At 70.9% G+C, this 19948-nt stretch carries 16 protein-coding genes; 14 read left to right on the top strand and 2 right to left on the bottom strand.

Annotated elements, in window-relative coordinates; all coding sequences use genetic code 11:
- Positions 1 to 1123, bottom strand: a 1123-nt coding sequence (locus tag CIB93_RS02105; RefSeq protein WP_257001969.1) for an ALF repeat-containing protein, incomplete at its 3' end; no start/stop codon positions are given.
- Positions 1124 to 1418: 295 nt separating this feature from the next.
- On the opposite strand from CIB93_RS02105, the gene CIB93_RS02100 reads away from it, so the two are divergent.
- From CIB93_RS02100 to CIB93_RS02040, 13 genes are all read left to right on the top strand, one after another.
- Positions 1419 to 1766: a hypothetical protein gene (locus tag CIB93_RS02100; protein ID WP_257001968.1), complete on the top strand. Its 348-nt coding sequence runs from the start codon at positions 1419 to 1421 to the stop codon at positions 1764 to 1766.
- 317 nt (positions 1767 to 2083) lie between these two features.
- Positions 2084 to 2404 (top strand): 50S ribosomal protein L21, encoded by a 321-nt coding sequence (gene rplU, locus CIB93_RS02095; protein ID WP_008738952.1) that lies wholly within the window; start codon positions 2084 to 2086, stop codon positions 2402 to 2404.
- A 14-nt stretch (positions 2405 to 2418) separates the two neighbouring features.
- Entirely contained in the window at positions 2419 to 2676 is a 258-nt protein-coding gene (gene rpmA, locus CIB93_RS02090) for a 50S ribosomal protein L27 (RefSeq protein ID WP_006124388.1), read from the top strand.
- A 145-nt stretch (positions 2677 to 2821) separates the two neighbouring features.
- The gene (gene obgE, locus CIB93_RS02085; protein WP_096623383.1) at positions 2822 to 4258 is read left to right on the top strand and encodes a GTPase ObgE; all 1437 of its coding nucleotides are present in this window, start codon (positions 2822 to 2824) and stop codon (positions 4256 to 4258) included.
- 476 nt (positions 4259 to 4734) lie between these two features.
- Positions 4735 to 6234: a bifunctional cytidylyltransferase/SDR family oxidoreductase gene (locus tag CIB93_RS02080; protein WP_096623381.1), complete on the top strand. Its 1500-nt coding sequence runs from the start codon at positions 4735 to 4737 to the stop codon at positions 6232 to 6234.
- Between the two features lie 225 nt (positions 6235 to 6459).
- A complete protein-coding gene (locus CIB93_RS02075; RefSeq protein WP_257001967.1) occupies positions 6460 to 8565 on the top strand; it encodes a hypothetical protein in 2106 nt (701 codons plus the stop codon).
- A gap of 177 nt (positions 8566 to 8742) precedes the next feature.
- The gene (locus CIB93_RS02070) at positions 8743 to 9975 is read left to right on the top strand and encodes a glycosyltransferase family 2 protein (protein WP_096623377.1); all 1233 of its coding nucleotides are present in this window, start codon (positions 8743 to 8745) and stop codon (positions 9973 to 9975) included.
- A gap of 184 nt (positions 9976 to 10159) precedes the next feature.
- Positions 10160 to 12928, top strand: coding sequence for a CDP-glycerol glycerophosphotransferase family protein (locus tag CIB93_RS02065; protein WP_096623375.1), 2769 nt, complete (start codon positions 10160 to 10162; stop codon positions 12926 to 12928).
- 220 nt (positions 12929 to 13148) lie between these two features.
- Positions 13149 to 14267: a glutamate 5-kinase gene (proB, locus tag CIB93_RS02060; RefSeq protein WP_096623373.1), complete on the top strand. Its 1119-nt coding sequence runs from the start codon at positions 13149 to 13151 to the stop codon at positions 14265 to 14267.
- A 128-nt stretch (positions 14268 to 14395) separates the two neighbouring features.
- Positions 14396 to 14887, top strand: coding sequence for a hypothetical protein (locus CIB93_RS02055; RefSeq protein WP_096623371.1), 492 nt, complete (start codon positions 14396 to 14398; stop codon positions 14885 to 14887).
- A gap of 99 nt (positions 14888 to 14986) precedes the next feature.
- A complete protein-coding gene (locus tag CIB93_RS02050; protein WP_096623369.1) occupies positions 14987 to 16270 on the top strand; it encodes a glutamate-5-semialdehyde dehydrogenase in 1284 nt (427 codons plus the stop codon).
- 158 nt (positions 16271 to 16428) lie between these two features.
- Positions 16429 to 17013 (top strand): hypothetical protein, encoded by a 585-nt coding sequence (locus tag CIB93_RS02045; protein WP_096623367.1) that lies wholly within the window; start codon positions 16429 to 16431, stop codon positions 17011 to 17013.
- A gap of 337 nt (positions 17014 to 17350) precedes the next feature.
- Positions 17351 to 18502 carry a hypothetical protein gene (locus CIB93_RS02040; RefSeq protein WP_096623365.1) on the top strand — a complete coding sequence of 384 codons (1152 nt, stop codon included), beginning with the start codon at positions 17351 to 17353 and terminating at the stop codon, positions 18500 to 18502.
- Positions 18503 to 18524: 22 nt separating this feature from the next.
- Here the strand turns inward: CIB93_RS02040 and CIB93_RS02035 are convergent, their stop codons facing one another.
- Positions 18525 to 19643, bottom strand: coding sequence for a M48 family metallopeptidase (locus CIB93_RS02035; RefSeq protein WP_096623363.1), 1119 nt, complete (start codon positions 19641 to 19643; stop codon positions 18525 to 18527).
- 111 nt (positions 19644 to 19754) lie between these two features.
- Here CIB93_RS02035 and CIB93_RS37620 point away from each other — a divergent pair, with 111 nt between their 5' ends.
- On the top strand, positions 19755 to 19907 hold the full coding sequence (locus CIB93_RS37620) for a hypothetical protein (protein WP_179499923.1): 153 nt from the start codon (positions 19755 to 19757) through the stop codon (positions 19905 to 19907).
- Positions 19908 to 19948 lie beyond the last annotated feature (41 nt).

Genomic DNA, 19948 nt, shown 5'->3' with positions numbered 1-19948 from the left:
AGCGTGCCGCGGAGGCCTTCGAGGCGTCCTTGGACGCGGCGATCGCGGCGTTGTAGGCGCGGGCGGCGGCGTTTCCGGCCGAGGCGGCGGCAGCGGCCGCGGCCTGTGCGGCCTGGGCGGCGCGGCTGGAGGCGGCCTGGGCCGTACGCGAGGCGGCGATGGCCGTATTGGCGGCGGACGCGGCCCCGCGGGCGGCGCTCGCGGCGTTGTTCGCGGCTCTGGCCGACTTGCGGACGTCCTGCTGGGCGGCCTTGGCTTCCTCCGCCGCCTTCAGGGCGGCGGTCTTGGCCTTCTCGGCGGCCTCCTTGGCGCGCTCGGAGTAGGCGACGGCCTTGTCCGTCGTCTGCTTGGCGCGCTTGCCCTCGCGCTCCACGATCGCGACGAGCTGCTCGATCGTGGCGGCTTCCTCGTCGCGGGCACGGGCGATGTGCTGGCCGGAGGAGAGGAAGAGGCGGATCGCCTCGGGGGATCCGTCCTCCAAGGCGCGCTGCGCGTACTTCTTCACCTCGGGCGAAGCGGTGCTGAGGATGGTGAAGACCGCTACCCGGTCGTCCTCCTCCTGCGCTGTGTACTGGGTCGTCCTCAGGAAGGTCTCGAACGCTTCCTCGGTGTTGGCGTCCAGGGCCTTGGAGGCTTCGCGCTTCACCGCGGTGCCACCGTGGTTGAGGGCGGAGAACACCGCGACCCGCAGGTCTTCCTTGACCGGTGCGACGAAGCCGTCGCTCAGGAACTCGGCGATCGCCTCGTCCCCGCCGGACAGCGCCGCGTTCGCGCTGTCCGTCACGGACCGGCCCGCCTCGGAGAGGCTGGTCAGGATGGCGAAGCGGTTGTCCTCCGCGCGAGCGGCGGGCAGTTCGGTGGTGAGGAAGGCGGTCAGCGCGGCCGGCGTGCCGACGAGCGCGGCCGCCGCCCCCTCACGAACAGCGCGCCCGCCGGTCTTGTAGGCCCAGACGGCCTTGCCCTGATCGGTGGCGGGGAGGCCGTTCTCCGGATCACCGGGCGCGGTCGGAGCCGCGTGGGCGGGAGAGGCGCTGAGCGTGAGGATCGATGGCAGGGCGGGGACCGCCGCGGCTCCGGCGACGGTGGCGAGTATCCGGCGTCTGCTCCACAACGAAGGCGACAAGACGTGCATCCTTCCCGTTCGGGATACGTCGGTACAGAACTGCACGCATCCCCCAACTGCGCCTGTTACTTGTGGTGTTGAAGGGAAACGCGGCGTGTCCTGTGATTCCGCGGGAACATTACCTGCCTCAGCACAATCGTTCACGGTCCGTCAAAACCTTCTCCGCAAAGCCACAATGGGGATCGCGGCCGGGGCGGTACGGGCCCCGGCGGCCCGAAGGAGAAGGGGTACGTGTCGCGCTGATGCGGTTCTCTCCGGCGAAGTGGTCTGCCGCGTCCGGCTCAACCTGGAACGCGTGCGCACAGCCGAGGAAGCGCTGCGCACCTGGCTGCCGCTGATCTCCGAGCTCCAGCCGGTATCAGTGGCGGTAGAGGCGGCCCACCCGGACGGGCTGCGCGGGGGCTTCCTGGCCGACCTCCTCGTGGTGCGCCCCCTCCCGGAAGGCGGGGCCGCGGGCGACGGGGCCGCGCCGGACCGGCTGCTCGCCTCGGTGGGCACGCTGGCCCGGAGGCTCGGCCTGGACCCGGCGGGGTTCGTGGCCGACGAGGACGGCGTCGGCGGGGTGCTGAACGTGCGGGGCGAGGGTGGGGCCCGCCCGCGGTGCCTACCTGATCCTCGCCCTGACCGGTGCGGGCCCCCGTGACCCCGAGGGCGAGGAGGCGGAACACGTGGACCCGGGAGAGGGTCTGCCCTGAGCGTGAAGCCCCGTCGGGCATCCGGGACGTCCAAGGCCTCCAAGGCGGCGGTCGGACCCGGTTTGACCCCCGTCACCCCGCCCCGTAACCTTGACCCTCGGTGTGTTTCCGTACGCACCTACCCCTGAGCACATCCCTCCCGGTAACGGTCGGTGTTCGCGCCGTCCGCCAGGAGAGGCCGCTCATCCTTCCGGATCGACACGGGCCCCGGCCCGTGCGAGCGGCTGGCATCAGGGGATCCGTTCCGAGCGAGAGAGAGATCCGCGTGTACGCCATCGTGCGCAGCGGTGGTCGCCAGCACAAGGTTGCTGTCGGCGACATCGTTGAGGTTGACAAGATTTCCACTGCCAAGGTTGGCGACACGGTCGAGCTCTCGACCCTGCTCGTTGTCGACGGCGACGCCGTGACCAGCGACCCGTGGGTGCTGGCCGGGATCAAGGTCCAGGCCGAGATCGTGGACCACCACAAGGGCGCGAAGATCGACATCCTTCGCTACAAGAACAAGACCGGCTACCGCCGTCGCCAGGGTCACCGCCAGCAGTACACGGCGATCAAGGTCACCGGTATCCCCGCGGCTGCGAAGTAAGGGACTGAGAACACATGGCACACAAGAAGGGCGCATCGTCCACTCGGAACGGGCGCGATTCCAATGCTCAGCGGCTCGGCGTGAAGCGCTTCGGCGGTCAGGCCGTCAACGCCGGTGAGATCCTGGTCCGCCAGCGCGGCACCCACTTCCACCCCGGCGCGGGCGTCGGCCGTGGCGGCGACGACACGCTGTTCGCGCTGACCGCCGGTGCGGTGGAGTTCGGCACGCACCGTGGCCGCAAGGTCGTGAACATCGTTCCGCTCGCCGTCTGAGTTCTTTCGACGCGCGCAGAACGACACACAGCACCTTCCGAGGGCGGATCTCAGCTTTCCCGGCGAACGGGGAAGCGGGTCCGCCCTCGGCGTGTTACGACAGAGACAATTCCGTATTTTCCTGCTGTACCTGGAGGCACCAACCATGACCACCTTCGTGGACCGCGTCGAGCTGCATGCCGCCGCGGGTAACGGAGGCCACGGCTGCGCCTCCGTACACCGTGAGAAGTTCAAGCCGCTGGGCGGCCCCGACGGGGGCAACGGCGGACGCGGCGGCGATGTGATCCTCGTCGTCGAGCAGTCCGTGACCACGCTGCTGGACTACCACCACAGCCCCCACCGCAAGGCCACCAACGGCCAGCCGGGCGCCGGTGACAACCGTTCCGGCAAGGACGGCCAGGACCTCGTCCTGCCCGTGCCCGACGGCACCGTGGTCCTCGACAAGGCCGGGAACGTGCTCGCCGACCTCGTCGGCCAGGGCACCACCTTCGTCGCCGGTCAGGGCGGCCGCGGCGGCCTCGGCAACGCGGCGCTGGCCTCCGCCCGCCGCAAGGCCCCCGGCTTCGCGCTGCTCGGCGAGCCCGGGGAGAGCCGGGACATCGTCCTGGAGCTCAAGACCGTCGCCGACGTGGCCCTCGTCGGCTACCCGAGCGCGGGCAAGTCCTCGCTGATCTCGGTGCTCTCCGCGGCCAAGCCGAAGATCGCGGACTACCCCTTCACCACCCTCGTACCGAACCTCGGCGTCGTCACCGCCGGCTCGACCGTCTACACCATCGCCGACGTCCCCGGGCTCATCCCCGGCGCCAGCCAGGGCAAGGGCCTCGGCCTGGAGTTCCTGCGCCACGTCGAGCGCTGCTCGGTGCTCGTGCACGTCCTGGACACCGCGACCCTGGAGTCCGACCGCGACCCCGTCTCCGACCTCGACATGATCGAGGAGGAGCTGCGCCTGTACGGCGGCCTGGAGAACCGGCCCCGCATCGTCGCCCTCAACAAGGTCGACATCCCCGACGGCCAGGACCTCGCCGACATGATCCGCCCCGACCTGGAGGCCCGCGGCTACCGCGTCTTCGAGGTCTCCGCCATCGCGCACAAGGGCCTCAACGAGCTCAGCTACGCGCTCGCCGGGATCATCGCCGAGGCGCGTGCCGCCAAGCCGAAGGAGGAGGCGACCCGCATCGTCATCCGCCCCAAGGCCGTCGACGACACCGGCTTCACGGTCACCGCGGAGGACCAGGACCTCTACCGGGTGCGCGGCGAGAAGCCCGAGCGCTGGGTGCGGCAGACCGACTTCAACAACGACGAGGCCGTCGGCTACCTCGCGGACCGGCTCAACCGCCTCGGGGTCGAGGAGGCCCTGATGAAGGCGGGCGCCCGGGCGGGCGACGGCGTCGCCATCGGCCCCGAGGAGAACGCGGTCGTCTTCGACTGGGAGCCGACCGTGATGGCCGGTGCCGAGATGCTGGGCCGCCGCGGCGAGGACCACCGCCTGGAGGCCCCGCGCCCGGCGGCGCAGCGCCGCCGGGACCGGGAGGCCGAGCGCGACGACGCGCAGAAGGAATACGACGAGTTCGACCCCTTCTAGGCCCGCGTGCCGGAGGGCCTTCCGGGCCCGCCCGCGGAAGAGCCTTCCGGGCTTGTGTGCCCGAGGGCCTTCCCGGCCCTCCGGCCGGGGAGTATCCCGGGCCCGCCCGCCGAAGAACCCTCCGATCCCCGCCGTACGGCATCCCGGCTCCCGGGCCCCCAGCTCCCGGCCCCCGCCGGCGGCACCACCCCCACGGCCCGTCCTTGCGGAGGCGGGTCGTCCGGTAGCCTCGGGCCCGGGTGCCGGACGGTTCCCGCCGGTCACTCCGGGTGCGCGTGCTTCAGATGTGCGGATTACGCAACAAGTCTGTGGATTCGGTCACCCCGCGTGCCGACTCGGCGGCGCCCAACCTCCCTGGCCAGATGGTGAACTGCGGGTTTCCGCAGGCCTAGCGGCGGACGACGTCCACCTTGCGAGACGGTCACGGAGAGTGCGACCATCACACTGTTCCCCCGTCATAGCAAGGTAGGTCGTCTGTGTCTGTGCCGCACGAAGCCAAGCCCCGGACCACAGCGGTCGTGCTCGCTGGTGGTACCGGACAGCGCGTGGGCCTGTCGATCCCCAAGCAGCTGCTGAAGATCGCCGGCAAGGCCGTCATCGAGCACACGCTGACAATCTTCGAGAACGCCGAGGACATCGACGACGTCATCGTGCTGATGGCGCCCGGATTCGTGTCCGACGTCGAGAAGATCGTCGCCAAGGCCGGACTGTCCAAGGTCACCCGGATCATCGAGGGCGGCACCACCCGCAACGAGACCACCGAGCGCGCCATCGCGGCCCTCGGCGAGGGCCTCGCCGAGGGCGAGGACCGCAACGTCCTCTTCCATGACGCGGTTCGCCCCCTGCTGTCACAGCGTGTGATCAAGGACTGCGTCGACGCGCTGGAGCGCTACCAGGCCGTCGACGTCGCCATCCCGTCCGCGGACACGATCATCGTGACCCGTACGCACGGTGAGGACGGCGAGTTCATCACCGACGTGCCCGACCGCTCCCGGCTGCGCCGCGGCCAGACGCCGCAGGCCTTCAAGCTCTCGACCATCCGCAAGGCGTACGAGGTTGCGGCGGGGGACCCCAACTTCCAGGCCACCGACGACTGTTCGGTGGTCCTCAAGTACCTCCCCGACGTGCCGATCTACGTGGTCGCGGGCGACGAGTACAACATGAAGGTGACCCAGCCGGTCGACGTCTTCATCACGGACAAGCTCTTCCAGCTGGCCTCCACCGCCGCCCCGCGCCAGGCCGACGAGGCCGCCTACCGGGAGCTCCTCACCGGCAAGACCCTCGTCGTCTTCGGCGGTTCGTACGGCATCGGCGCCGACATCGCGGCCCTGGCCGAGAGCTACGGCGCGAAGGTGTACGCCCTGGGCCGCTCCACCACCGGTACGCACGTGGAGAACCCGGAGCACGTGGACGACGCGCTCTCCAAGGCGTACGGCGAGACCGGACGTATCGACTACGTCATCAACACCGCGGGCGTGCTGCGGATCGGCAGGCTGGCCGAGACCGACAACACCACGATCCAGGAGGCGCTGAACGTCAACTACCTGGCGCCCGTCCAGATCGCCCGCGCCTCGTACAAGTATCTCGCCGAGACCCAGGGGCAGTTGCTGCTCTACACCTCCAGCAGCTACACCCGCGGCCGCGCCGAGTACAGCCTGTACTCCTCGACCAAGGCCGCCATGGTCAACCTCACCCAGGCGCTCGCCGACGAGTGGGCGGGCGAGGGCATCCGGGTCAACTGCGTGAACCCGGAGCGCACCGCGACCCCCATGCGTACCAAGGCGTTCGGCCAGGAGCCCGAGGGGTCGCTGCTCTCCTCGGAGGCCGTGGCGCGCACTTCGCTGGACGTCCTGCTCTCCGCGCTGACCGGTCACGTCATCGACGTACGGCAGCAGGACCCGACCGCGGGTGCCTCCGAGTCCTCCGGGTTCGAGCAGGCGCTGGCCTCGGTGCTGGACCGTCAGGAAGATGTGTAATAATTCTTGACAAAAGTGCTTATTCGGGCCTCTGTTATCGCTTAGAGCGAGCACAGGGGCCCGAATGCGTGAAGCCGCACCTTCACATTTCCCCCAATAGGTGAATTAACCGGCACCCCCTGGAGCAGGTTCTTCGTGATCTCGACAGCCATTCGCCTGGCCCGTGTGGGCAGCAGGTCGGAACTGGCGGCAGCGTTGTTGATGGGGCTGGGATATCCCTGCGTCATGATCGCCGCGCTCGTTCCCCACATCTGGTTCTTCGCGGCGGCCGCCGCTGTCACGTATGCCGCGGACTGGTATCTGCACCAGCGGGGGAGCTATCTGATCAACCGGCTCAGCAAGGTGCGGGCCGGGCTGCCGATCCGCTTCCTGCTGCGCCAGTTGATGCTCATCCTGCTGCTGGCCCGGCTGGACCTCGCGGAGGAGCCGCTGTTCTACACGGCGGTCGCCTGCTTCCTGCTCTTCTACGGCCTCCAGGCACCGCACGGCGCCCTGGTGACCCTGATCCGGCTCCGCCGCACCATGCCGGTCGTCACCCGCAACGTGGACCTGCACGCCGTCCGCATCCCCGACGCCCCGCCGGGCGTGCTGCTGCGGCGCTCGGCCGAGAAGATGCTGCACCTGGACATCCCGGCGGTGGCGGGCATCCTGATCGCCGCCGAGACCGGCGTGGACGCCATCGGCTACGCGGGCGCGGCCCTCACGCTGCTGCTCGCCCTGCTCTCCATCGCGGTGCTCCTCCCGTACGTGCGCCGCAGCCGTCTGGCGCCCCCGGCCTCCGCCGTGCTCAAGGCCGTCGACGGCTGGCTGCGCGAGTACCAGCCGACGGTGGTGCTCTACTTCTCCGGCTCCAACGAGTCGGCCTACCAGGGCAACATGTGGCTGGAGACCATGGCCCGGATCGACGGACGGCCGCTGATCATCATGCGCGAGCGCGGTCTCGTTCCGCAGCTGGCCGAGACGTCCGTCCCGGTCATCTGCGTGCCCGCGGGCACCCACCTGATGAACCTGGACCTCTCCACCGTCCGGGTCTGTCTGTATCCGGCCAACGTCGGCAAGAACATCCACAGCCTGCGCGTTCCGACCATGAAGCACGTCTTCATCGGCCACGGCGACAGCGACAAGCTCGCCAGCGTCAACCCGTACTCCAAGGTCTACGACGAGGTGTGGACCGCGGGCCGGGCCGGGCGGGACCGCTACGCGCTGGCCGACGTGGGCGTCCGCGACGAGGACATCGTCGAGGTCGGGCGTCCGCAGCTGGAGCCCATCAAGAGCTGGACGGGCACCGTCAAGAACCCCATCCCGACCGTGCTGTACGCGCCCACCTGGGAGGGCTGGGACGACAACCCGGGCAACACCTCGCTGCTGCTGGCGGGCGAGAACATCGTGCGGCGGCTGCTGAACGCCGCCGACCCGGTCCGGATCATCTACAAGCCGCACCCCTTCACCGGCATCCGCAGCGCCAAGGCCAAGGCCGTCAACGCCCGGATCCGGGCGATGCTGGACAAGGCGGCCGCAGAGCGCGCCGCCGAGCCCCGCTGGGTGAAGGAGGCCGCATCGGCCGCCGCCGGACAGAGCGCGGCCAAGGCCGAGCTGGTCCGCATCGAGGCACGGCTCGCGGAGCTGACGGCCACCGGCCGCTCCGGCGGCGACGACGCGGAGGAGTCGCGGGTCTCGCTCGCCGACCCCGCCCGCGAGGCGGAGACCGCACAGCTGCGGGCCGAGTGGAACGACGCCTACTGGCGCTCCTTCGGTTGGTGGGAGCACCGTACGGTGACGGGGCCGCAGCCCAAGCTGTACGACTGCTTCAACGAGTCCGACGCCATGGTTTCGGACATTTCCAGTGTGGTCTCCGACTTCATCGCGAGCGGCAAGCCGTACGCGGTCACCGACTCCGCCGCCCTCGGCCCCGAGGAGTTCAAGCGGCAGAACACCGCCGTACGGGCCGCGGTCATCCTGTCCAACAGCGCCGAGGAGCTCGACGAGCTGCTGGCCGCGGTGGCCGACCCGGCGGCGGACACGCAGGCCCAGGCCCGTCGTGAGCTGAAGACCTACCTCCTGGGGCCGGACGAGCCGACGTCCATGGAGCAGTTCAACGCCGCCGTACGGGCGCTGGCCGCCAAGGCCGAGGCCCGCAACCAGGGTGTCGCCCAGCGGGTCGGTGAGCAGGCCGTGGCGGTCCCGGACGCGGAGGCCGCGACCAGTGGCGCCGGTGCCGGGGACCCGCAGGCGGCCGCCGAGGCCGACGCCGCCGCGGACCCGGACGCTCCGGCCGTGCCCGGCGCCGAGGCGGAGGCCGCCGTCACCGAGGGGACCTCGTCCGTGCGCTGACCGGCGTCCGTCCGGCCGACGTACAACTGATCGAACTGGCCGAAAACCAGGCAACCCCGATTGCGACCCGTACGTCTCTCCTTCGGGAGGGATGTACGGGTCGTTCGGCATGTCGATGCGCAAAAGGTGCAGAGTCGGGCAATCTGCCTTCTTTCGTGATCCAATCGACAGGTGCACATGGCCGACATGCCCAGGAAGAACCACGAGCCCGATGTCAGTGTGATCATCGGTGCTTATGACGCCATGCCCTACCTGGTCCGTTGCCTGGAGTCCGTCGAGGCGCAGACCATCGGCCCGGCCCGCATGGAGATCGTCGCGATCGACGACGGTTCCACCGACGGCACCGGCGAGTATCTCGAGAAGTTCGCCGCACGGACCGCCGTTCCCATGAGGGTCGTCCGGCAGGAGAATTCCGGCGGACCCAGCGGCCCGCGCAATCGCGGACTCGGTCTCGCCCGCGGCCGGTACGTCTTCTTTCTCGACGCCGACGACTATTTCGGCGAGGAAGCCCTGGAGCGCATGGTCGCCATGGGGGACCGGGCGGGCACGGACGTGGTGCTCGGAAAGATCGTCGGCGTCAATCGCGGTGCCGCGAAGTCGATGTGGAAAGAGACCGTCGAACGCGCCGACCTGTATTCCTCGAACGTCAAATTCACCCTCAGCGCACAGAAACTCTTCCGGCGCGACCTTCTCGTACGCCTCGGCATGAGCTTCGACGAGAAGCTGAAGACCGGCGAGGACGCCCTGTTCACCATGGAGGCGTACCTGCGCGGCAACGGAATCTCCGTCGTCGCCGACTACACCTGCTACTACCTGGTGGGCCGCGAGGACCGCAACCAGATGACCAAGAAGGGCAGCTATACGCGCCGCTTCGACTCGGCCCGCGCCCTCATGGGGCTCATCGCCGAGCACGTCCCCCCGGGGCCCCGGCGCGACTTCCTGATGGTGCGCCCCTTCGTCATCACGCTGCTGCCGCAGTTCGGCCCCGGACTGGTGAAGCAGAAGGGCGAGGTCCGCGAGCGGAAGGCGGCGCTCGCCGCCCCCCTGATGAAGGCCTACTGGACCCCGGAGGTCGGCCGCAACCTCAAGGTCAACGAACGGCTGCGGCTGATGTGCCTCGCCGAGGGGCGTCTCGACCTGCTCCTGGACGTCGCGGCCTTCCTGCGCGACAAGAAGGAGCCCGCGGTCGTCCGCCGGGGCGACCGCCTCATGCTGGCCTACCCGCACTTCGGCGAGAGCTCCGTGCTCCCCGACCGGGCCTTCGAGGTGACCGTCACCGAGTGGATCGGCGGCCGGCGGATCGAGGCGCCGAGGGCGAAGCCCCGGGCCTCCTTCGCCCGGCGCCTGGTCCGCAAGGCCCGCCGTACGGTGCTCAGCGCCCTGCGTACCCCTCGGGCCCACCGGGTCTGACCGCCCGGCCGGGAAGCCCGGCAGCCGCGCACACCCGCCCCGGACAGCGACCGGGGCGGGTCGTTCCCGTGCGCGGTGTCACGTCATACTGTTGGGCAACCGTGAGACCGTTGGAGAGGTCTCATTAACGCCCCGTCCTCCTGGGGTTCACCATCTGCACGTCCCCCCGGAAAGGCCCTCACCCGTGGCGTCCCTCGAAGCGATCCCCGACGAGCTCAGCCGGCTCATGAAGTACTTCCCGGAGACTCCGGTCGAGGAGCGCCCCGCCTTCCACAGCGCGGCCAAGGACTTCCTGGACCGGGCCGCCCCCAAGCTCGTCCGCAAGTTCTCCCCGATGGCCCGGGTCAAGTGGCACCTGGCGGCCAGCGGACGCGGCGACGAACTGGTGGACCTGCTGCACTACGAGCGCGAGAACCCGGGCGCCTTCTCCGTCCGTGGCCTGCGGCGCGCCCGCATCGAGCTCCCCGGCGTCGAGAGCTCCTCCCTCCCCTCCTCGGTGCGCAACTTCAACCGCAGCGAGCTGCCCGTGCGCGGCAAGCTCCTCGACCTCGTCTGGGAGGACGGCAAGCTCCTCGTCAAGGGCTACGCCTACATCCCCAACGTTCCCTCGGCCACCGGCAAGCGCTCGCTGCGCGTCGCCGTGCTCCGCCGCCAGGGCAGCCGCTCCACCCTCCCGCTGCGGCTGCGCACGGTCCTGGAGCCCCGCGCCACCGCCGAGGCCAAGGGGGCCCTGCACAACTACGACTGGTCCGGCTTCGAGATCGGCATCGACCCGTCCCGGCTCCGCGTACGCGGCCAGTGGCAGCCCGGCACCTGGCGGCTCGGCATCGGCATCCCGCGCCCCGGCGGCATGTCGGTGGGCAGCATCACCAAGAACAACGCGGGCGCGGCCGGACACAGCTACACCCGCGTCCTGGACGACGGCGTCCGCCTCGTCGCCGGCTTCGACCGCAACCGGCTCAAGCTCTCCGTGGACGTCGTCCCCGCCGAGGTCATCGCCCAGGAAGCCGACGGCGACACCCTCACCGTCACCCTGCGCTCCCGCGTCACCACCCCCGCGGGCAAGTACCCCACCGCCCTGCGCATCGACCACGAGCCCAGCGGCTTCGCCACCGACCTGCCCCTCCAGCAGGGCGAGACCGGCCCCGACGGCTGGCTCCGCCACACCGCCCGCCTCGACTTCGCCGACCTGCCCGTCGACGACGTACAGCCCGGCAAGGCCGTCAAGTACCGCGCACTGATCGTCTTCGCCGACGGCACCACCCGCCGCGCCACCAACGGCACCGGACCCGTCACCGGCGTCCACCCGCTGCCCGGCGGACGCGAGTTCGCGATCCTCACCGACGGCGCCGGGAACTTCACCCCGCAGGTCCGCACGGTCCAGCCGGTCGTCGACGGCGTCGAGTGGAGCGCCGACGGCGAACTGGTGCTGTCCGGCGCCTACACCGGCCCGGCCGAGCAGATGAAGATGGTCCTGCGCCACACCGGCCGCAACGAGGACCGCCCGCTGCCCGTCGAGTTCGCCGAGGGCCGCTTCACCGCGCGCCTGCGCCCGGACACCATGCCCACCTACGAGGGCACCGTGCCGCTGCGCGCCGGGCGGTGGATGCCCCGGCTGCGCCTGCGCACCGAGTGGGACCACACCCACGACCTCCCCGTCACCATCCGCCCCGACCTCGTCGGCACACTCCCGCTGGTCCACCGCGGCGAGCACCGCACATACACCGTCGAGCGGGTCGACTTCGACCGGATCTTCGTGGAGTCGGGCCCGGTCCTCGACCCGGAGCTGCGCGGCGCCTACCGCCAGCGCCTGATGCGCGACGTCTACACCCCCGAGCAGCGCGAGCTGCCGCTGCGCGAGGCCGTGCTCTACAACAGCTTCGGCGGCAAGCAGTTCTCCGACTCGCCCCGCGCGGTCTACGAGGAGCTCAAGCGGCGCGGCACTGAGGTCGAGCACATCGCGATGGTCCATGACCAGCAGGTCGTGCTGCCGCCCGGCGTCCGGGGCGTCGAGTGGGGCAGCAAGGAGTGGTACGAGGCACTGGCCCGCAGCCGGTACGTCGTGACCAACGGCGGCATCCGCGAGTGGTTCGTCCGCCGCGAGGGCCAGGTCGTCGTCCAGACCTGGCACGGCACCCCGCTCAAGCGCATCGGCGCCGACCTCCTCGGCACCCCCAAGGCGAACCTGGCCTACATCGCGAGCCTCCCGCAGCGCTCGCGCCAGTACAGCCTGTTCATCACGCCGAACGCCTTCACCACCCCGATCATGACCAACTCCTTCCGCCTCCAGTGCGAGGTCCTGGAGGCGGGCTACCCGCGCAACGACGTCTTCCACGCCCCCGACCGCGTCAAGCGCGCCGCGGCCGTACGCGAGAAGCTCGGCATCCCCGCGGGCAAGAAGGTCGTGCTGTACGCCCCCACCTGGCGCGACGACCAGCGCTACGGCGGCCGCCGGTTCAAGCTGGACAACCAGATCGACGTCGAGGCCGCCCAGCGCGAGCTCGGCGAGGACCACGTGCTGCTCTACCGCAAGCACCACAAGGTCCTCGACTCCATCCCCGGCGCCGGCCAGGGCTTCGTCTACGACGTCACGTACTACCCGGACATCGCCGACCTCTACCTGATCGCCGACGTGCTGATCACGGACTACTCCTCGGTCCTGTTCGACTTCGCCCACTCCGGCCGGCCGATGCTCTTCTTCACGTACGACCTGGAGCACTACCGCGACACCCTGCGCGGCTTCTACTTCGACTTCACCTCCCGCGCCCCCGGCCCGCTGATCAAGACCTCCGAGGACCTGGTCGCCGCGATCCGGAACATCGACGCGGTGAGCGAGGAGTACAAGGAGAAGTACGCCCAGTTCCGGGTCGACTTCTGCGAACCGTCCGACGGCCGCGCCGCCGCCCGGGTCGTGGACCGGATGCTCGCGATCAAGGACGAGCAGCAGGGCTGAACACACCGGCACGCCAAACTGCTCGCCCGGACTGTCCACCGGACGGAACGGGCGGGCGGCGGGGGCGGCCGCTCGCGTACTGTGACGTGCCGGGGGCGGTCGCGACGGCAGTGGGTGCGGCTCCACGTCCCCCACCGAACCACCGGGGCGAAGCAGAGCGAGGAAGTACGTGTCAGAGCACAGGCCGTCGGAGCGCGGGCCCTCGGAGCGCCGCACCGGAGTGACCGGCGCCCGCCGGATCGTCGTCAAGGTCGGCTCCTCCTCGCTCACCACGGCCTCCGGCGGCCTCGACGCCGACCGGGTCGACGCCCTCGTCGACGTCCTGGCCAAGGTCAGGGACGGCGGCGAACGCGAAGTCGTCCTCGTCTCCAGCGGGGCCATCGCCGCCGGACTCGCCCCGCTCGGCCTGGTCCGCAGGCCCAAGGACCTGGCCCGCCAGCAGGCCGCCGCCAGCGTCGGCCAGGGCCTCCTGGTGGCCCGCTACACCGCCTCGTTCGCCCGCTACGGAGTCCGCGTCGGCCAGGTGCTCCTGACCGCCGACGACACCAGCCGCCGCGGCCACTACCGCAACGCCTACAGCACCCTGGACAAGCTCCTGGAGATGGGCGCCGTCCCCGTCGTCAACGAGAACGACACCGTCGCCACGGACGAGATCCGCTTCGGCGACAACGACCGGCTCGCCGCCCTCGTCGCCCATCTGGTCCACGCCGACCTCCTCGTCCTGCTCTCCGATGTCGACGGCCTCTACGGCGGCCCGCCCGGCACCCCCGGCGCCTCCCGCATCGCCGAGGTCACCGGACCCGACGACCTGACCGGCGTCACCATCGGCAGCGCCGGAAAGGCGGGCGTCGGCACCGGCGGCATGGTCACCAAGGTCGAGGCCGCCCGTATCGCCACCGCCGCCGGAGTCCCCGTCGTCCTCACCTCCGCCAGCCGGGCCGCCGACGCGCTCGCGGGCCGTGACACCGGCACGTACTTCCACCGCACCGGCCGCCGCTCCGCCGACCGCCTCCTGTGGCTGGCCCACGCCTCCACCCCGCAGGGCGCGCTCACCCTCGACGACGGCGCCGTACGGGCCGTGGTGGAGCGGCGCACCTCGCTGCTGCCCGCCGGGATCTCCGCCGTCGAGGGCGAGTTCAGCGCCGGCGACCCGGTGGAACTGCGCGATCTGCGCGGCGCCCCCGTCGCCCGCGGGCTCGTCAACTTCGACGCGAAGGAGATCCCCCAGCTGCTCGGCCGCTCCACCCGGGATCTGGCCCGTGAGCTGGGGCCCGCCTACGAGCGCGAGATCGTACACAGGGACGATCTGGTCATTCTCACGCCTCGCCTCACCCCCTGAAACGGCTGAAAGTCCCGCCCTCCAGCAGTGACCTTTACCAAAACGGCCCCACTCGCGGCTGTGGACTGGTCCACTTTGTAGCGGGGAAACAGGGGTATCGCACAGCAACACATCACAGGAGGCCGCCGGTGAGACGAGCGCGCCCGGGGGCGCCGCCCCGAGGCACGGCCAGCCGCGCCCTGACGAGTGTCGGATCGGGGGCGGATCTCGACCGGAATCCACTCCCGGCCGACACCGCCGCGCAGGAGCCGGTCACGACGGCGAAGGAGGAGTTCCCGCAGTCGAAGCTCTGGCACATCACCCTCAGCGTCTCGGGCACCGAGACTCCGCTGGGAGAGGTCAGACGCGGCCTGGAACAGCTCGCGCACGACCATCCCTTCCTGCTGACCAGCCGCTATGCCAACGACCACGCGGAGATCCGCTACTGGGAAGAGGCCCGCGATCTGCACGACGCGGCCGCGGTCGCCCTGCGGCTGTGGGGGGAGCACCGCTCCAGCGCCCAGCTCCCGCCCTGGGAGATCGTCGGCCTGGAAGTCATCGACCGCGAGACCTACCACCTGCGCATCGCCGAGGGCTACGGGCCGCCGCCCGCCGCCCCCGTGGGCGTGCACCCCTACTGACCCCCGGGGTGCTCCGGGGGACGTCCGCCCCTCGGGTCGGCCGTCTCGCATCACGGGATACGTGACGGATGCCCGCAGAGCGCGCATTACTCTGCGGGCATGACCACGCTCTCGCCCTACGACAACCTCTCCCCGGTCGCGCAGACCGCCTACCGGGCCCGCGCGGCCGCCGCCGACATCGCGCCACTGCCGCGTGCGGCCAAGGACGACGCCCTGCTTGCCATCGCCGACGCCCTCGAAGTACGGACGAGCGAGATCGTCGAGGCCAACGCGAAGGACGTCGAGCGCGCCCGCGAGGCCGGGACGAGCGAAGGCATCATCGACCGCCTCACCCTCACCCCGGAACGCATCCGCGCCATCGCCGCGGACGTCCGGGACGTGGCGGCCCTGCCCGACCCGGTCGGTGAAGTGGTGCGCGGCTCGACCCTGCCCAACGGCATCGACCTGCGCCAGGTGCGGGTCCCGCTCGGCGTGGTCGGCATCATCTACGAGGCCCGTCCCAACGTCACCGTCGACGCCGCCGCCCTCTGCCTGAAGTCCGGCAACGCGGTCCTGCTGCGCGGCTCCTCCTCCGCCTACGCCTCCAACACCGCCCTCGTCCGGGTCCTGCGCGACGCGGTGGGCGGCTCGGGCCTCCCCGCCGACGCGGTCCAGCTCGTTCCGGGCGAGAGCCGTGACTCCGTACGCGAGCTGATGCGGGCCCGCGGTCTGGTCGACGTCCTCATCCCGCGCGGCGGCGCCTCGCTGATCCGCACGGTCGTCGAGGAGTCCACCGTCCCCGTCATCGAGACCGGCACCGGCAACTGCCACGTCTACGTCGACGCGCAAACGGATCTCGCCATGGCCGTCGACATCCTGATCAACTCCAAGGCGCAGCGCCCCAGCGTCTGCAACGCGGCCGAGACCCTGCTCGTCCACAAGGACATCGCCGACACCTTCCTGCCGCTCGCCCTGGACGCGCTGGCCGAGGCCGGGGTCACCGTCCACGGCGACGAGCACGTCCTCGCCCGGGCGGAGGGCACCAAGGCCACCGTGGTCGCGGCGACGACGGAGGACTGGGAGACCGAGTACCTCTCGTACGACATCGCGGCGGCGGTCGTCGACTCCCTGGACGCCGCGGTCGCGCACATCCGCCTCTGGTCCTCCGGCCACACCGAGGCGATCGTCACGACCTCCCAGGCGGCCGCCCGCCGGTTCACCCAACTGGTCGATTCGACGACGGTCGCCGTGAACGCCTCCACGCGCTTCACGGACGGCGGGCAGTTCGGCTTCGGCGCCGAGATCGGCATCTCCACGCAGAAGCTGCACGCCCGGGGCCCGATGGGCCTGCCGGAGCTGACCTCGACGAAGTACATCGTCACCGGCGACGGCCACGTCCGTTAGGGCCTGTCGTTCGGATCATGCCGGGCTCGCGGGCGCTCCCGCCCGCCCCGGCCGGAGCGGGCGCGGATGCTGAGCCCGGCCGCGCGTTCCCCTCCCCCCGACCGGGGGAGTTCGCGGGGTCCCTGCCGAAAAGGTCCCGACAGGGCTACGCTGAATCCGTGCCGGACGACGTGGGGGGCAAGCCGTTCCCGGACGGCTGGGAGCCCGACGACGACCGCGGGGGCGCGGACGAGGATTTCGCCACCGTGGTGTTCGACGAGGACTTCGTCCGGGCCGCGGCCGTCCACGAGCCCACCGCCGTGGAGCGCCTGCTCGCCGCCGCCGAGGCCCGCGCCGAGGCCGATGCGGCCCGCGCCCGCCGCACCCGCCGCCCCGACGACGACCGTTACGACGAGCACGGCCCCTACGGCTACCACGACCCGCAGGACCTCGACTACGACCCGGACCACGGCGACGGGCACGACGCCACCGCCCCGGGCCCCTACGGCCGTCACGGCGGCTCCCTGCGGCCCTACCGCAACTCCGCCCGCTGGCACCGTCCCGTCGCCTGGCTGCTGGCGCTGATGATGGGCATCGGTATGGTCGCCCTCGCCTTCAGCGCCGTCTACCGGGGCGCGTCGGCCAATCGCCAGGACCAGGTGCCGCCCCCCGTCACCAGCGGCGTCGACAAGCCCGGAGCCGCCCCCTCGGCCTCCGCCGACCACTCCCGGCCAGCGGTCTCGGCCGAACCCGGCCTCCCCTGACCGCTCGGGAGCAGGGCCCTCGTGCCGGTGCGTTCCGGCAGCCGTTCGCCCGGCTGTCGTAACCCCCGTACGCCGGTATCGGCAGCTGTTCGCTTCGTCCCTCGCCCCCCGTGTGCCACGGCCCCGTTCCGGGTCCTCGCCCGACCCTCCCGTCACCCGTTCGCCGGTGCCCGCACCGGCAGCTCCCCCAGCTCTCCGCGTTTACGCACGCGGCAATCGACCTACCCTCAAGATGTGACCCCTCGTTCCCAGGGGGGCTTCTCGCTGCCGGACACCGCTCGTCCGAAGCAGACCGTTGCGCACCGAACCGACCGGTGTGGAGATCGGGAGAGAAGTCATGACAGGCCGCTCAGAACCGCCGGACGGCCCGCCCGAGAACTCCGCGGGCGGCGAGGACGAATACCGCTCCCTCGTCTTCGACGAATCGTTCGTCCAGGCTGCCCGGATGCAGGAGTTCTCGGCCCAGGAGCGGATGGGCGAGCACGCCCGCGCGGTGCGCGCCCTGCCCGAGCCACCGGCCGCCCTCCGCAGCGGAGGCGGCTCCCGGACCGCCATAGCGCTGATCGTCCTGATTGCCCTGGCCTTCGCCCTCGCCGTCTACATAGGCTTCCGCAGCCCCTACCCCCAGCCGCCCACCCGACGGGCCGAACCCCTGAGGACCACTGTCGTCCCCCTCGCCCCTCCGGGGGCCGTCCCCGGCGGTTCCCCCGAGCGGCTGTACGCGTCCGAGCCGGTCGCCGGTCTCCGCACCGGCGCGGAAGGGATCAACTTCCCCGCCGTGCGGCGTACGCGGAACTTCTCCGACAGCCAGATCACCGCCGCTCTCGCCACGGTCAAGGACTACCTGGTGGAGTCCTCGCTGAACCCCGACGTCCTCACCGGCGATGTCCGCAGGCCCGTCGAGCACCTCCTCGATCCCGACCAGCGGGCACAGTTCGAACAGAGCCTGAGCACCCCGGCGGACGACGGGCGGCACGCCGCCACCGGCTGGCTGGTGCGCTTCGACCCGGCCCACGTGGAACTCGCGGACCCGCACGTCCGGGTCCAGGGCACGCTCCGCTACGAGGAGGAGGGAGCGGGCGCACTGGGGGTCGTCTCGGACCACACGTTCACCTACGCCGTGCGCCCGGCCGATGGACCCCACGGGGAGGACGGCGCCTCCCTGTTCACCGTGCGTCGCGAGCTGCACTTCCGCTTCGACCGGGAGGATCTGCGGCTGCACCGGCTGGAGCTGCGCACCGCCTACGTCCAGGCCGGGCCGCACTCATGCTCGGCCGATGCGGCCGGGACGCTCCGCCCGCTTCTCGCCGGGGAGCGGGCGGACGACCGCGGTCCCGCCGCCACCGACCCGTATGCCACGGGCCGACCCACGGCGGCGCTGTGCGGGACCCTGGCGGCCGTCAGCTCCCCGACGGCTTCGGCGGCAGCCACGACGACCCCGACGGACTCGGCGGCCGGCCGGAGCTCCCCGAGCAGCCCCTCGCAGTAGTCAGGCCCCGGTCCTCAGGCCCTCAGTCGTCCGGGTCCTGAGGCCGGCCGGATGTGCCCTTCTCGCCCGTGGCGGAGCCCCCGGCCGGGCCCTGCGCCCCGCCCTTCGTGCCTCCGCCCGCGGCGCCGGTGAACTTGTCGCGCAGCTTGCCGCCCAGGTCCCCGGCGCCTCCGGCGATGTCGCCGACCAGCTTCATCAGCGGGTCCTTGCTGGTGCGCACCGTGTCGGCGTAGTGCGAGGCGGACTCCCGGAACGAGTCCGTCACCGAGGTGTCCTTGTCCTCCTCGCGGCGCGGGTAGTGGCCGTCCATGATCCGCTGGAAGTCGCGGCTCTCCGACCACTTCTTCAGCTCGGCGGCCCGCACCGCGGTGAACGGGTGCGTCCGGGGCAGCACATTGAGGATCTTGAGGACGGAGTCGCGCAGGTCTCCGGCCTTCTCGTACTCGTCGGCCTGGGCGAGGAAGGCGTCCACGTTCATCTCGTGGAGGTGATTGCCGCCGGCGATCTTCATCAGGCCGCGCATCGAGGCCTTGGTGTCCTGGCCCACCAGGAGCCCGGCCCGGTCCGCGGACAGCTCCGACTTGCGGAACCACTCGCGCAGCGCCGTCACTATCGCCATGATCGCGACATTGCCCAGCGGGATCCAGGCGACCTTCACGGCCAGATTGGTGAGGAAGAGCAGTATCGTCCGGTACACCGAGTGACCGGAGAGCGCGTGGCCCACCTCGTGGCCCACCACCGCCCGCATCTCCTCCTCGTCGAGCAGCTCGACCAGGCCGGTGGTGACCACGATGATCGGTTCGTCAAGACCGATGCACATGGCGTTGGGCTGCGGGTCCTGCTTGACGTACATCGGCGGGACCTTCTCCAGGTCCAGGATGTAACAGGCGTCCCGCAGCATGTCGTTGAGGTGGGTGAACTGCGCTTCGCTCACACGGACGGAGTCGGAGAGGAACAGCAGCCGCAGGCTGCGCTCCGGGAGCAGCCCGCTGAGCGCCTTGAACACGGTGTCGAACCCGGTCAGCTTGCGCAGGGCCACCAGGGCCGAGCGGTCGGCGGGGTGCTCGTAGGCCCGGGAGGAGATCCCGGCAAATCGCCTGCGCTGCCTGCTCGGCACGTTCTCGTGACTGTTGTCGGTCATGGATGGCCCCCTGTTCGTACGAGACGTTGCTCGTCCCCCGGACAAAAACCAGCCTATGCGCTGGCGCTACGGTGTGCGGGGGGCTGTGGATAACTTTGAGGAGCGCCCGAAATGCCGCACACCGCCGTACTGCTCGCCGCCGCGTCCGAGGAGCAGGGACCCGGCAGCACCCTGAGGATCGTGCTGCTCGTCGCGATCCTCGGAGCGGTGCTCCTGGCCTGGTTCCTGCTGCGCGGATACCGCAACGATGACAACAACGACTGAGTCGGCGTGAGCGTGCCCGGGGGGCCCGCATACGATGTGCC

It is taken from the genome of Streptomyces sp. WZ.A104, from assembly GCF_002382885.1.
Taxonomy (GTDB): domain Bacteria; phylum Actinomycetota; class Actinomycetes; order Streptomycetales; family Streptomycetaceae; genus Streptomyces.
The sequence above is the reverse complement of the archived record's forward strand: the minus strand, read 5'-3'. Positions and strand labels throughout refer to the sequence as shown.